Raw genomic sequence first — 13,166 nt, 5'->3', positions numbered from 1 at the left:
ACTTTGTAACGGTAACTTAAATTGGCAGAAAAAGTGAATATCTTTATGTTCTTTAATATCTTGGTCAGCTTCCTTAGCCAAATTTTCTAGAGCTCGTTTTGGAGCAGTTCGTTCACCGGTTTCTGGATCTACAAATTCAACGCGATCTAAAGTATCTGTAATTTGACCTCGAATGAATGATAAGTAGATTTCATAAAGTTCTTTTTTTTCTGCTAATTCCTCTGGTGTGAGTTGTTGCCCAGATTTTTTCTTTGCTGCTAGTTCATTTATGCGCTTTAATGTATCGTTAATATTACTCATATTGACCTCCTGTATTCTATATTAGAATAACATGATTTATTATAACATAGAACTAAATGAATACGTATGGTAAGATATAAGTTGTACGCGTCTGTACTTTCACAAGTGAGAAAGGAGAGCTGTATGCGTGTAACAAAAGCGATAAAGGCAGAGCAATTGAAATTGTTGCAAGAGCATTATTTTGATGCAAAACCTGCCCTTGAGTATACAAATGAATTCGAATTATTAGTAGCCGTTGTTTTATCTGCACAATGTACGGATGAGCGGGTTAATATCGTTACGAAACGATTGTTTCCTGAATTAAATCATCCTGCTAAAATGCTTGAAATAGGGGTTACAAAACTTGAAACTCTTATTAAAGATTGCGGTCTTTATAAGTCCAAAGCGAAAAACTTAATTGCTACCTGCCAAATTTTGGTAGAACAATATCATGGTGAGGTACCGCGTGAATTTGATCAGCTGGTAGAATTACCTGGTGTTGGTCGTAAAACGGCTAACGTAGTTGTGTCCGTATTGTTCGGTACGCCTGCTATTGCAGTAGATACCCATGTATTCCGCGTAGCTAATCGATTAAAATTGGGCATTGCTAAAACGCCAGAAGAGATGGAGAAAAAGTTGCAAAAGGCCATCCCTAAAGAAGATTGGGCTGCAGCACATCATTGGTTAATTTATCATGGACGTAAATTATGTAAGGCTCGTAAGCCATTATGTGAAGAATGTTTTTTAAATCATGTATGTCCTTCAGCTGGAAAGGTTTAATATGAAAGTAAATAACGAAGAATTTATTGCCCTTTGTGCGACTCATGGCATTGAGGGAATTGATATTGTAAATGAGTTAATGCGTTTTAAAGTACTAGATCAATTGATTTCTAGTAATGCTAGCTCCCGTGAGTGGGGTGTAACAGCAGATGATTTATATGCGTTAGCAGAAAAATCTACAGTCGAGTCTTTTGGTCCTGTTCCATATGATTTGAATATATTCCAAGCTCTATATGGTCCATCCTTTAGAGTTGAATTATTTGATTTCATTAGTGATACAGGTATCTTGGATGGTCTAGATGTAGGCACTATTTGGGAAACTCCTGTTCGTGAAAGTATTGAAGCTCATAGTAAAACGGGCGAGCTCGTTCTCTACGCTTATGTAGAAGAATATGCAGGTATGGTTGAAGAGATTCTTCAATCCTATGAAGATAAAAAAGTTGTGCTTTATACGGCGTCTCCTGTGTGCCATAGCATCTTGACACGTTTATACCCAATGGCACAAATTATTAATCAATGGCCTCATCGTAGCTATTTTGACCATATCTTTACAGGTACGGTTGGTATGTTCCAATCCTCTGAAGATATTGTGGAAGAAGTGGCAAATGGACTACATAATCTTGTTCCAGAAGGGACTGCACAATTATTCTTACCTGCTACAATGGCACAAAACCAATTGGGCTTAAATAATATGGCATTACAATTCTTCTTGAATCAAAAGCGTGTAGAAGCTATTCGTGAATGGACTCCATTAGGGGCTTACGAAATTGTATATGGTAAATACGATGTTAAAAAGATGCGCGTTGGCTTGCGTGAACGCGTAGGGGATGAGTGGAAAACAATTAACTATATTCCATTGCCTCATGGCGTATTTGCTCAATTACCAGTATTCACAGTATTAAATTATGGCTTGTCTTTACGCTCTATTTTGTTGCCAGGCGGTCAAACTGATGTAGCCTTAGGTCAAGATGGTATTTACTGTATCGACAGCCGTGTTTCTGAACTAGGTCGTAATGCTCTCATTGAAAGTGGCGCATATTTCCTTACATTTAAACGTTATGCGGATCATGTAGATGTAGATATTACTACAGAGGTACCAGCAGAGGATATTTACTGGATGTTCCCAGATGCTGAATTGGCATATATGTGGTATACATACTTCTGTAGTACTACTGGACAAACATTGATCCAAGAAATTTCCATGCTTGTTCAAACAGATGAATCCTTCGGCTATATGCTTAGCAGCGTGCGCCGCCGCGTATTAGATGTTAATAATGAAGCCCAATTAATTTCATCTGTACAGGCTGCTGATGAAGCCTATATCAAGGCTGTTACAGAAGCAGCTACAAATTGGAAATCTACGGTAGATGAATTAGGTGCTCAAGTAATGCCTCCTACTACATCTATAGATATTGAAGACTATAGCGATTATAAAAACTAATTGTAAAAGTCCGATATTTAGTTTAAAATATATCGTATCCTAAAAAATATGAACTACTAAATATAGTAGGTATGAACCATACTACACAGATGTGTAAGAAAGGAGGACTGACTCATGGCAGTTATTAATTTTGAAATCTTCAAAGTTATCGGTACTTTATCTGAAGATAAAGACGGTTGGAAAAAACAATTAACATGTACTAGCTGGGGCAAATATAATCCTAAGTTTGACCTTCGCGCTTGGGATAGTGAATATACAAGCATGAAGAAAGGTATTACCCTTTCTTTAGAGGAGCTCATCGCATTGCGTGATATCCTTAATGAAAGTGACTTAGAGACCATTCTAGCTGAGTCTATTGAAGAAAAACAAGCATCCAAGGAATAGTATTGGCAACTTGCATTTGTACAAGTGTCATGCTATAATCTATAAGAATAATATTGATTGTCGGAAAGAGGTGTATAGAATGAAACAAGGTATTCATCCAGACTATAAAGAAGCTACAGTAACTTGCGGTTGTGGCAACACATTCAAAACTGGCTCTGTAAAAGAAGACCTTCGTGTAGACGTTTGCTCCAAATGCCATCCGTTCTTCACTGGTCAACAACGCGCAGCTCAAGCTCGTGGTCGTATTGAACAATTTAACAAACGTTACGGCAAATAATTTGTCATGTAATGTAGCATCTATGGGCAGGGCTATGAGCTCTGCCTCTATTTGTTTATGAGAGGAGCTCTTGTGAACACAGAACGTATTAAAAAGTTTGTCGGTGGACAAGCTGTGATCGAAGGTGTCATGATGAGGGGCCCTGGCGTTACAGCAACAGCTGTACGAGAACCATCAGGAACCATTGTAGTTCAAAAAGAGCCTACAAAATCTATTGCTGACACATATCCAATTTTGAAAAAACCATTTCTTCGGGGCTGTGTAGCCCTCTATGAATCTCTAGTTATTGGCATGAAGGCCTTGTCCTTCTCCGCTAAAGCCGCTGGCGATGAAGAGGAAGAAATGTCTAATAGTGAAATTGCCATTACTATGGTTATTTCCACCATCTTTGCGATAGCTGTATTTTTGGCATTGCCTACATTTATCGTGAAATTTATTCCTGGTGTACAGGATAATCATGTTGTATTAAATCTCATTGAAGGTGTCATTCGTTTAGTTCTTTTCCTACTTTATATTTGGGGGATTGGACTTACAAAGGATATTCAACGAGTTTTCCAATATCATGGGGCAGAGCATAAAACGATTCATACTTATGAATTAGACTTGCCTCTCACTGTAGAAAACGTTCGCAAACAAAGTCGCTTACATCCGCGATGTGGCACAAATTTCTTACTTATCGTTATGGTTGTAAGTATTTTTGTATTTGCTTTTTTAGGTTGGCCTAATTTGTTAGAACGTATCGTAAGCCGCGTACTTCTTATGCCCGTAGTGGCAGGTATTGCGTACGAGGTTATTCGTCTTGCTGGTCGTAGTGAGCATTCCTTGGTGCAAGCTCTTATTAAACCTGGTCTTGCATTACAATACATGACCACACGTGAACCAGAAGATGATCAAATTGAAGTAGCTATACGTGCTCTTGAAGAGGTTCGCCCTCCTGAGAGTGATGCTTATGAAGAGGAATAAACATGTTAGTAGATAAATTACAAGTTATTGAAGATAAATTTATGGACCTGGAGCAGCGCATCAGTGACCCTGAAGTGATTGCGCGCCAAGATGAGTGGCGTAAATTAACACGTCAACATGCTCAATTATCTGAAACAGTGGAAACATTCCGTACTTATAAAAAAGTATTAGCTGGTATTGATGAAGCTATGGAAGTTATTGAAGATAAATCCATGGATGAAGAATTCCGCGAAATGGCACAAGAGGAATTGAAAGAGCTAAAACCTCAAAAAGAGGAATTAGAAGAGAAATTACAAATTCTTTTATTGCCTAAAGATCCTAATGACGATAAAAACATCATCATCGAAATTCGCGGTGGTGCTGGCGGTGATGAAGCAGCATTGTTCGCAGGCGACTTGTTCCGCATGTACACAAAATATGCGGAAAGCCAAGGTTGGCGTTGTGAGATTATCGATGCTAATGAACCTGAACTTGGTGGCTTTAAAGAGGTTATTTTCTCTGTAGATGGTGAAAATGTATATTCTAAGATGAAATTTGAATCTGGTGTACATCGTGTACAACGTGTACCTGCTACAGAAACACAAGGCCGTGTTCATACGTCTACCGTTACTGTGGCTGTATTACCAGAGATGGAAGATGTTGATATTGAAGTTAATGAAAAAGACTTGAAAATCGACACTTATCGTGCTAGTGGTGCGGGCGGTCAGCATATCAATAAAACAGAATCTGCTGTTCGTATTACACACTTACCTTCTGGTATCGTTGTTGCATGCCAAGACCAACGTTCTCAATTACAAAACCGTGAAAAAGCTATGCGTGTATTGCGTGCTAAATTGCAAGACCAAGCTGAACAAGAGGCTATTTCTAGCATGGCAGCAGACCGTAAGAGCCAAGTTGGTACTGGTGACCGTAGTGAACGTATTCGTACTTATAACTATCCTCAAGGCCGCGTCACAGACCATCGTATTAATTTAACATTGTATAAATTAGATGCTATTTTAAATGGCGATCTTGATGAAATTATTCAAGCCTTAAATGCTGCAGACCAAGCGGCAAAAATGCAGGAGGCTAATACAAATGTATAAGGAGATTTGGACAATCGGTCGTATTCTCCAGTGGACAGAGCAGTACTTTCAAAACAAGGAGATGGATACACCTCGACTTGATGGGGAAGTACTGCTTTCTCACGTTTTAGGCAAGGATCGTATTTATCTATATACCCATTATGACCAACCGCTTATTCAAGAGGAACTAGATGCCTTTAGACCACTCGTTCAAGAACGGGCTAAGGGGCATTGTGTAGCGGCCATAATTGGGGAAAAGGACTTTATGGGATTGACCTTTAAGGTTAATGATAAGGTGTTGATTCCACGACCTGATACAGAAACCTTAATTGAGCATGTATTAGGTACGTACGCAAAAGATAGTGAGGTACGTATTCTTGATGTATGTACGGGCCCTGGTACGATATTACTCAGTCTATTACACTATTTGCCGAATGCGTGTGGTGTAGGTCTTGAAATATCTACGGATGCCTTGACAGTGGCTGAGGAAAATAGTGAAAGATTTAGCTTAAATGATCGTGTTCAATTGTTAGAGTCTGATATGTTTTCTGCCTTAGATGGTAATGCTGAAAAGTTTGACCTCATCGTATCGAATCCACCATATATCCGTACAGGGGATGCTAAATTATTATCTCAGGATGTATTAAATGAGCCTCAAATTGCCTTGTTTGGTGGTGAAGATGGATTAGAATTCTATCGTATTTTAGCTAAAGAGTGCGGCACATATTTAAAACCACAAGGTCGTATAGCCTTTGAAATAGGTTACGATCAAGCAGAAGAGGTAAAGGCTTTATTAAAAGAAGCTGGTCATTACTCCAACATTCAATGTATCGCTGATCTTGGTGGTAATAACCGTGTTGTAACCGCAGTATATGAGGGATAATATGGATACTCAAATTATTACAAATCCATCAGAACAAGAACTAGATATGCTTGCCAGTGCATTGCGTAATGGTGAATTGGTGTCCATTCCCACAGAAACTGTATATGGACTCGGTGCTAATGGACTTGATCCAGAGGCGATGGATAAAATCTATGCTGCCAAAGGTCGTCCTTCAGATAATCCATTGATTTTACATGTTCCTAATAGTGAAAGTATAAAACCTTTGGTAACAGAGGTTTCAAATACAGCACAACTATTAATGGATACGTTTTGGCCAGGGCCATTAACGATTACATTGCCTAAATCTGATTTAGTGCCAGATCGTGCTACTGGTGGATTACCTCGCGTGGCATTGCGTTGCCCTGATCATAAGGTATGCCGTGCATTATTAGAACGCGCTGGTGTACCTGTAGCGGCTCCTAGTGCAAATATATCTGGTCGTCCAAGTCCTACAACGGCACAAGATGTTTACCATGATATGAATGGCCGTATTTCCTACATTTTAGATGCTGGTCCATGTACGATTGGTGTAGAGTCAACTGTAGTGGAAGTACATGATGATAAGGTCATTATATTGAGACCGGGCGGAATTACAAAAGCTCAACTTGAAAATGTTGTGGCTACTGTTGAGTATGATACTGCTCTAGTTAATGCTACCACTAAGCCTAAGGCTCCTGGTATGAAGTATACGCATTATGCGCCTGATGCACCTATGACAGTTGTTGTAGGTAATCCAGAGGTCATAGCATCTACGTTTAAGGAGCTTTCAGAAGGTATAGAAGGTCCTATCGGTTGTTTGGTCAGTCATGAAACGTATGATCTGATTAAAGGGGATACACGCTTTATGTGTCATTGTTTTGGTCATTATGGTGATGCCTTATCATTAGGCCATGATTTTTACAAAAGCCTATTACATTTTAACGAAAATCATGTTACCTTAATCTTAGCAGAAGGTGTTAATGATGATGGTTTTGGCGTTGCTATTATGAATCGTATGGAAAAGGCATCTAGTCACCATATCATTTATAAGTAAATTTACTAGCATAAAAATGTCCACTGATAATAGAAATATGTCTTTACATATTGGATGAATTTGCTATAATGTATAAAGTAATCACAAAATGTGATTAAGTAAGGATGTTATTATGAATATTTTATTTGTGTGTACCGGTAATACTTGCCGTAGCCCTATGGCTGAAGGTATTACACGGGCCCTTGCAGCGGAGCAACATAAGGATGTGACGACTGTATCAGCTGGTCTATTTGCCGCATATGGAGCAAAGCCAACTGAACAAGCCGTTGAAGCTATCCGTTCCATTGCAGATATTTCTGATCATGAATCGAGACCATTGACGATGGAACTCGTGAATGCAGCAGATCTTATCATTGGTATGACGAAGGATCACAAATCTGTACTACTTCGCCAATTCCCGTTTGAGGAAGGAAAAATTAAAACGATTTCCGAGTGGGGTGGTCAAGATGGTGATGTGACGGACCCATATGGATCTGATCAAACCGTATATAATCAATGTGCGGAACAAATTTATCACTTAGTAGAGGCCGGTCTTAGCTCAGTGCCTCAGAAGGCGTAGGAGATGAAATTATGAAAGTTGCAATCGGTTGTGATCATGGCGGATTACATTTAAAAGCATCCGTTAAGGAATTGTTAAATGCATTGGGACATGAAGTAGAGGATTTTGGTTGTCATACAGCTGATTCTTGCGACTATCCTGATATTGCTGTACCTGTAGCAAATGCAGTCGTATCTGGTCAAGCAGACAGAGGTATTTTGATTTGTGGTACTGGTATTGGTATCGGTATTGCAGCAAATAAGATTGCTGGTATTCGCGCTGCTCTTTGTCATGATACATTCTCTGCTCATGCATGTCGTGAACATAATGACGCTAATATTCTCACAATGGGGGAACGCGTTATTGGTCCTGGCCTAGCTAACGATATTGTAGCCATCTTCATGGAAACAGAGTTCGAAGGTGGTCGTCATGCACGCCGGGTAGAGAAAATTAAAGCACTAGAGAAGTAATACATCATTACCTATATATATTCGTTTTGCACGAGGAGGATACTCATGAGTTTCTTAGAAAAACAAGACCCTAATATTCAAGCTGTTATCAATCAAGAATTAGCACGCCAACGCGATAAATTAGAAATGATCGCTTCTGAAAACTTTGTTTCTCAAGCAGTAATGGAAGCTCAAGGTAGCGTATTGACTAACAAATATGCAGAAGGGTATCCTGGTAAACGTTATTATGGCGGTTGTGAAAATGTTGATGTTATCGAAACATTAGCTATTGAACGTGCAAAACGCTTGTTCGGTGCAGAACATGCAAACGTACAACCTCACTCTGGTTCTCAAGCAAACTTTGGCGTGTATTTCGCATTATTACAACCAGGCGACACTATTGTGGGTATGAACTTGTCCCATGGTGGTCACTTAACTCATGGTTCTCCAGTTAACGTATCTGGTACATATTTCAACGTAGTACCTTACGGTGTAGATGCAGAAACTCAACAAATCGATTATGATGAGTTCCGTAAAATCGTATTAGAAGCTAAACCTAAATTAATCATTGCTGGTGGTAGTGCTTATAGCCGTCAAATCGACTTCAAAAAAATGGCTGATGTAGCTCATGAAGTTGATGCTATCTTCATGGTAGATATGGCTCACTTTGCTGGTCTTGTAGCAGCAGGTTTACATCCAAACCCAGTAGAATATGCTGATATCGTTACTACCACAACTCATAAAACATTGCGTGGTCCTCGTGGTGGCATGATTCTTTGCAAAGAAAAATATGCTAAAGCAATCGATAAAGCAATCTTCCCTGGTATTCAAGGTGGTCCATTGATGCATGTTATCGCTGCTAAAGCTGTAGCATTTGGTGAAGCATTACAACCAGAGTTCAAAGTATATGCACAACAAGTTATCGATAATGCAAAAGCATTGGCTGCTGCATTGCAAGAAAAAGGCTTAACAATCGTATCTGGTGGTACAGATACTCACGTTATGTTGGTAGACGTACGCAATACTGGTTTAACAGGTAAAGAAGCAGAACACTTACTTGATGAAGTAGGTATTACATGTAATAAGAATACAATTCCATTTGATCCAGCTAGCCCATTTGTAACAAGCGGTATCCGTCTTGGTACACCAGCGCTTACAACACGTGGCTTACAAGTAAAAGATATGGACGAAATTGCAGATATCATTGCAACTGTACTTAAAAATCCTGAAGATAAAGCAGTTCATGAAGCAGCTAGCAAACGCGTAGCAGCACTTTGTGAAGCGTATCCATTGTATTAATCTTTGGATTAATCCGATTAGACTTACATAAGGCTTAAATACAATAAAAGGGATGTGTATTATCACATCCCTTTTAATATTTTTATGGCATGATTTATTAATCTGTGATAGAGTAAATATGATAGTTAATAGCTAGAATGGGATATGTATATTGTTTTATAGGAGGACAGTCATGAAAGTTAATGTTATGACACATCCATTGATTCAACACAAAGTTACATTGATGCGCGATGTAGAAACAGGCTCTAAAGATTTCAGACAATTACTTGATGAAATTACGATGTTAATGGGCTATGAAATTACACGTAGCTTACCATTAGAGGATGTAGAGGTTCAAACACCTTTAACTAAAATGACTGGCAAACGTATTGCAGGTAAAAAATTGGGTATTATTCCAATTCTTCGTGCTGGTCTAGGCATGGTAAATGGTATGCTTAACTTGATTCCAACTGCAAAGGTTGGTCATATCGGCTTATACCGTGATCCAGAAACATTAAAACCAGTAGAATATTACTGCAAGTTACCTTCTGACGTAGGTGAACGCGACTTTATCGTAACAGACCCAATGCTCGCTACTGGTGGTAGTGCGGCAGCAGCTATTACATTGCTAAAAGAAAAAGGTGCTAAAAACATCAAATTAATGTGTCTTGTTGCAGCTCCTGAAGGTGTAGAAGCAGTAAATAAAGAACATCCTGAAGTTCCTATTTACGTAGCAGCCCTTGATGAAAAACTTAATGATCATGGTTACATTTTGCCTGGCTTAGGCGATGCTGGTGACCGTATCTTCGGTACAAAATAAAATAAACATATGTAAACGACATAATTTAGGTACAAAGCTGTATAAAATCCCTAAATTATGTCGTTTTCTACGTATAAAGTCTTGAATAAAATCTACATAGGGTATACAATACAAATGTAAAAGTATTTTTTTATTTAAGGTGGGACGAATTTTGTTCACATGGGACGAAAAACGATTCATACAATCCTAACGGGTAAAGGAGGGACCCGATGAACGAGTTTCTAATGATATGTGAACGTATTGTTCCTGAAATCGTTAGTGTATTAAAGGAGCGATACAAAATATTAAACCACTTAGTTTATGAAGAGCCTATAGGCCGTAGAACATTAGCTACTGCAACGGACCTTCCAGAGCGAACCGTAAGAAGTCATATTGAGCTAATGCGTGCTAATGGTCTTGTAGACATTTATAAACCAGGGATTTTTCTCACTGATGAGGGACATGCAATTGTTCCAAAGTTGCGAAATTTTTTAAATGAATTAGATCGTATTAACGAGCTAGAACATCGATTGACTGAAGCACTTCATATCGATAGGGTTATCATCACTCCTACTGAAGGAACGTTGATGGTAAAAAAACTAGGCTTTGCAGCAGCAAAGTTATTACAGGAATTATTAGAACCGGACTCTGTAGTTGCCATCAGTGGTGGCAGTACAATGGCTGCAGTAGCTGAGGAGATGCCTGTATTACCATTTAATCCTATTGTTGTACCGGCCCGTGGTGGCGTTGGTGAGGTTGTAGAATATCAAGCTAACGTAATTGCTTCGGTACTTGCTGAACGGCTTCGCGGTACCTATAAAATGCTCCATTTACCTGATGGACTTTCACAAGACTCATTGCATATGCTCATGACTTGCGAACCTCAAATCAAGGAAATTGGTGATCTTATTAGTAGGACTGACGTACTCTTGTTTGGTATTGGTACAGCTATGAGAATGGCGGATCAACGCCATATAGCTGATGATGTGCGTAAGCAGTTAGTAGATAATCATGCTGTTGGCGAAGCTCTTGGTCAATATTGCGATATAGATGGTAAGTTGATTTATTCCACTAATAATATTGGTTTATCACTTCCTGATGTTGCAAAAATTCCCAATGTGATTGCTGTGGCTGGAGGACAAGATAAATCGAGTGCCATTATAGGTGTTATGAGAGCTTGTCAAAAAGGTATACTAATCATCGATGAGCAAGCTGCAGAAGGTATGCGTCAATTGTTACAAATTTCAGCATTATAAATGAAGTTAGTAGTTAAATATTTTGTTAGAATATTTTTGTTATTAGGAGGATCTAACAATGGCAGTAAAAGTTGGTATTAACGGTTTTGGTCGTATTGGTAAATGTGTAGTACGTGCAGCGATTAATAATCCTGACGTAGAGGTTGTAGCAATCAATGCTACTGGCGATAATGAAGGTACTGCATTATTGTTAAAATATGACTCTGTTCATGGCACAATCCCTAATGAAGTAACATTTGATGATGACAATATCTATGTTGACGGTAAAAAAATCCGCGTATTCCATGACCGCGATGCTTCTAAATTGCCTTGGTCTGAAGAAGGCGTTGAAATCGTTATGGAATGTACTGGTAAATATCGTGATGCAGAGGAAGCAAAAGTTCATTTGAATCAACCTACTGTAAAAAAAGTATTGATTTCTGCACCTGGTAAAAACGAAGACTTAACTATGGTTATGGGCGTTAACCAAGATATGTATGATCCTGCAAAACATCACATTATCTCTAATGCATCTTGTACAACAAACTGCTTGGCTCCATTTGCTAAAGTTTTATGCGATGAATTCGGTATCAAACGTGGTATGATGACTACAATTCATTCCTATACAAATGACCAAAAAATTCTTGATGCACGTCATAAAGACCCTCGTCGTGCTCGTGCAGCAGCAATGTCTATCATTCCTACAACAACTGGTGCAGCAAAAGCGGTTGCAAAAGTATTGCCTCAATTAAAAGGTAAATTAGACGGTTTCGCATTGCGCGTTCCTACTCCAGATGTATCTGCTACAGATCTTGTTTGCGAACTTGAAAAACCAGCTACTAAAGAAGAAATCAACGAAGCATTCCGCAAAGCAGCAGCTGGCGAATTAAAAGGTATTCTTGGTGTATCCGATGTACCATTGGTATCCTGTGATTTCAGCTCTGATCCTCGCAGCTCCATTGTTGATGCTGATTTAACAATGGTTATGGATGGCAACATGGTAAAAGTTGTTTCTTGGTATGATAACGAATGGGGCTACTCCGAACGTCTTATCGACATGGCAGCATTCGTAGCAAGCAAAGGCTTATAATCTGGGAGGCTTTGATGAAACTAACAATCGATGGTTTACAAGTAGACAACAAAACAGTATTTGTTCGTGTTGATTTTAATGTTCCTATGAAAGACGGTGTCATCACTGATGACACTCGTATTCGTAGTGCATTGCCTACTATCAATTATTTAATTGAAAAAGGGGCAAAGGTTATTCTTGCTTCTCACTTTGGTCGTCCAAAAGGGGAACGCAAACCGGAAATGTCTTTAGCACCATGTGCAAAGCATTTATCTGAACTTATCAATAAACCAGTAGCATTCGTGGATGACTGCATTGGCCCTAAGGTTGAAGAAGCTGTAAAAGCATTACAACCTGGCGATGTATTGATGCTTGAAAACTTGCGTTACCACAATGAAGAAACTAAAAATGACCCTGAGTTTGCTAAGCAATTGGCATCTCTTGCAGATGTTGCTATCAATGATGCGTTTGGTGTATCTCACCGTAATGCGGCATCTGTAGTCGGTATTGCTGATTATATCCCTATGGCAGCAGGTTTCTTGCTCAAAAAAGAAATTGACGCATTAAGTGCAGCTATAGTACATCCCAAAACACCTATGGCAGCTATTATTGGTGGCGCGAAAGTTACAGATAAAATCTCCGTTATTTCTAACTTATTGCCTAAAGTTGATGTAATGATCATCGGCGGTGGTAT

The 13,166-nt window shown here is 39.0% G+C and carries 16 protein-coding genes; 15 read left to right on the top strand and 1 reads right to left on the bottom strand.

The window, feature by feature from the left end; translation table 11 throughout:
• Positions 1 to 300: DUF896 domain-containing protein (locus Q7P05_RS03875; RefSeq protein ID WP_303930588.1), on the bottom strand; the 300-nt coding region annotated here is incomplete at its 3' end.
• 123 nt (positions 301 to 423) lie between these two features.
• Here Q7P05_RS03875 and nth point away from each other — a divergent pair.
• From nth to pgk, 15 genes are all read left to right on the top strand, one after another.
• On the top strand, positions 424 to 1,059 hold the full coding sequence (nth, locus tag Q7P05_RS03870) for an endonuclease III (protein ID WP_005386264.1): 636 nt from the start codon (positions 424 to 426) through the stop codon (positions 1,057 to 1,059).
• A gap of 1 nt (position 1,060) precedes the next feature.
• Positions 1,061 to 2,500, top strand: coding sequence for a hypothetical protein (locus Q7P05_RS03865; RefSeq protein WP_303930585.1), 1,440 nt, complete (start codon positions 1,061 to 1,063; stop codon positions 2,498 to 2,500).
• A gap of 114 nt (positions 2,501 to 2,614) precedes the next feature.
• On the top strand, positions 2,615 to 2,884 hold the full coding sequence (locus Q7P05_RS03860) for a YdbC family protein (RefSeq protein WP_005386267.1): 270 nt from the start codon (positions 2,615 to 2,617) through the stop codon (positions 2,882 to 2,884).
• A 79-nt stretch (positions 2,885 to 2,963) separates the two neighbouring features.
• Positions 2,964 to 3,161: a 50S ribosomal protein L31 gene (gene rpmE / locus Q7P05_RS03855; RefSeq protein WP_004696185.1), complete on the top strand. Its 198-nt coding sequence runs from the start codon at positions 2,964 to 2,966 to the stop codon at positions 3,159 to 3,161.
• 57 nt (positions 3,162 to 3,218) lie between these two features.
• Positions 3,219 to 4,124: a DUF1385 domain-containing protein gene (locus Q7P05_RS03850; protein ID WP_303930583.1), complete on the top strand. Its 906-nt coding sequence runs from the start codon at positions 3,219 to 3,221 to the stop codon at positions 4,122 to 4,124.
• Positions 4,125 to 4,126: 2 nt separating this feature from the next.
• Positions 4,127 to 5,209 (top strand): peptide chain release factor 1, encoded by a 1,083-nt coding sequence (prfA, locus tag Q7P05_RS03845; RefSeq protein ID WP_005386269.1) that lies wholly within the window; start codon positions 4,127 to 4,129, stop codon positions 5,207 to 5,209.
• The gene (gene prmC, locus Q7P05_RS03840; RefSeq protein ID WP_295231082.1) at positions 5,202 to 6,071 is read left to right on the top strand and encodes a peptide chain release factor N(5)-glutamine methyltransferase; all 870 of its coding nucleotides are present in this window, start codon (positions 5,202 to 5,204) and stop codon (positions 6,069 to 6,071) included. The genes prfA and prmC overlap by 8 nt, the downstream gene beginning before the upstream one ends.
• 1 nt (position 6,072) lies before the next feature.
• On the top strand, positions 6,073 to 7,104 hold the full coding sequence (locus tag Q7P05_RS03835) for an L-threonylcarbamoyladenylate synthase (protein ID WP_295869276.1): 1,032 nt from the start codon (positions 6,073 to 6,075) through the stop codon (positions 7,102 to 7,104).
• 112 nt (positions 7,105 to 7,216) lie between these two features.
• Positions 7,217 to 7,663, top strand: coding sequence for a low molecular weight protein arginine phosphatase (locus tag Q7P05_RS03830; protein WP_295803923.1), 447 nt, complete (start codon positions 7,217 to 7,219; stop codon positions 7,661 to 7,663).
• 11 nt (positions 7,664 to 7,674) lie between these two features.
• Positions 7,675 to 8,112: a ribose 5-phosphate isomerase B gene (gene rpiB / locus Q7P05_RS03825; RefSeq protein WP_227720191.1), complete on the top strand. Its 438-nt coding sequence runs from the start codon at positions 7,675 to 7,677 to the stop codon at positions 8,110 to 8,112.
• Between the two features lie 45 nt (positions 8,113 to 8,157).
• The gene (gene glyA / locus Q7P05_RS03820) at positions 8,158 to 9,390 is read left to right on the top strand and encodes a serine hydroxymethyltransferase (RefSeq protein ID WP_303930574.1); all 1,233 of its coding nucleotides are present in this window, start codon (positions 8,158 to 8,160) and stop codon (positions 9,388 to 9,390) included.
• A gap of 172 nt (positions 9,391 to 9,562) precedes the next feature.
• Positions 9,563 to 10,189 (top strand): uracil phosphoribosyltransferase, encoded by a 627-nt coding sequence (gene upp / locus Q7P05_RS03815; RefSeq protein WP_295231092.1) that lies wholly within the window; start codon positions 9,563 to 9,565, stop codon positions 10,187 to 10,189.
• A gap of 209 nt (positions 10,190 to 10,398) precedes the next feature.
• Positions 10,399 to 11,424, top strand: coding sequence for a sugar-binding transcriptional regulator (locus Q7P05_RS03810; RefSeq protein WP_060924221.1), 1,026 nt, complete (start codon positions 10,399 to 10,401; stop codon positions 11,422 to 11,424).
• Between the two features lie 58 nt (positions 11,425 to 11,482).
• Entirely contained in the window at positions 11,483 to 12,493 is a 1,011-nt protein-coding gene (gene gap, locus Q7P05_RS03805; protein WP_005386278.1) for a type I glyceraldehyde-3-phosphate dehydrogenase, read from the top strand.
• A 14-nt stretch (positions 12,494 to 12,507) separates the two neighbouring features.
• Positions 12,508 to 13,166, top strand: a 659-nt coding sequence (gene pgk, locus Q7P05_RS03800; protein WP_303930571.1) for a phosphoglycerate kinase, incomplete at its 3' end; no start/stop codon positions are given.

The sequence above is a fragment of the Veillonella dispar genome (assembly GCF_937975875.1).
GTDB classification, from domain to species: domain Bacteria; phylum Bacillota; class Negativicutes; order Veillonellales; family Veillonellaceae; genus Veillonella; species Veillonella dispar_B.
Note: the sequence above shows the minus strand (reverse complement) of the source record. Positions and strands in the feature narration are given on the sequence as shown.

Excerpts from the sequence above, each read along its gene's own strand:
- prfA (WP_005386269.1), top strand. The coding sequence starts at position 4,127 with ATGTTAGTAGATAAATTACAAGTTATTGAAGATAAATTTATGGACCTG.
- Q7P05_RS03865 (WP_303930585.1), top strand. The coding sequence starts at position 1,061 with ATGAAAGTAAATAACGAAGAATTTATTGCCCTTTGTGCGACTCATGGC.
- Q7P05_RS03835 (WP_295869276.1), top strand. The coding sequence starts at position 6,073 with ATGGATACTCAAATTATTACAAATCCATCAGAACAAGAACTAGATATG.
- gap (WP_005386278.1), top strand. The coding sequence starts at position 11,483 with ATGGCAGTAAAAGTTGGTATTAACGGTTTTGGTCGTATTGGTAAATGT.
- rpmE (WP_004696185.1), top strand. The coding sequence starts at position 2,964 with ATGAAACAAGGTATTCATCCAGACTATAAAGAAGCTACAGTAACTTGC.
- nth (WP_005386264.1), top strand. The coding sequence starts at position 424 with ATGCGTGTAACAAAAGCGATAAAGGCAGAGCAATTGAAATTGTTGCAA.
- Q7P05_RS03860 (WP_005386267.1), top strand. The coding sequence starts at position 2,615 with ATGGCAGTTATTAATTTTGAAATCTTCAAAGTTATCGGTACTTTATCT.
- Q7P05_RS03830 (WP_295803923.1), top strand. The coding sequence starts at position 7,217 with ATGAATATTTTATTTGTGTGTACCGGTAATACTTGCCGTAGCCCTATG.
- upp (WP_295231092.1), top strand. The coding sequence starts at position 9,563 with ATGAAAGTTAATGTTATGACACATCCATTGATTCAACACAAAGTTACA.
- Q7P05_RS03850 (WP_303930583.1), top strand. The coding sequence starts at position 3,219 with ATGAGAGGAGCTCTTGTGAACACAGAACGTATTAAAAAGTTTGTCGGT.
- Q7P05_RS03810 (WP_060924221.1), top strand. The coding sequence starts at position 10,399 with ATGAACGAGTTTCTAATGATATGTGAACGTATTGTTCCTGAAATCGTT.
- rpiB (WP_227720191.1), top strand. The coding sequence starts at position 7,675 with ATGAAAGTTGCAATCGGTTGTGATCATGGCGGATTACATTTAAAAGCA.
- prmC (WP_295231082.1), top strand. The coding sequence starts at position 5,202 with ATGTATAAGGAGATTTGGACAATCGGTCGTATTCTCCAGTGGACAGAG.
- glyA (WP_303930574.1), top strand. The coding sequence starts at position 8,158 with ATGAGTTTCTTAGAAAAACAAGACCCTAATATTCAAGCTGTTATCAAT.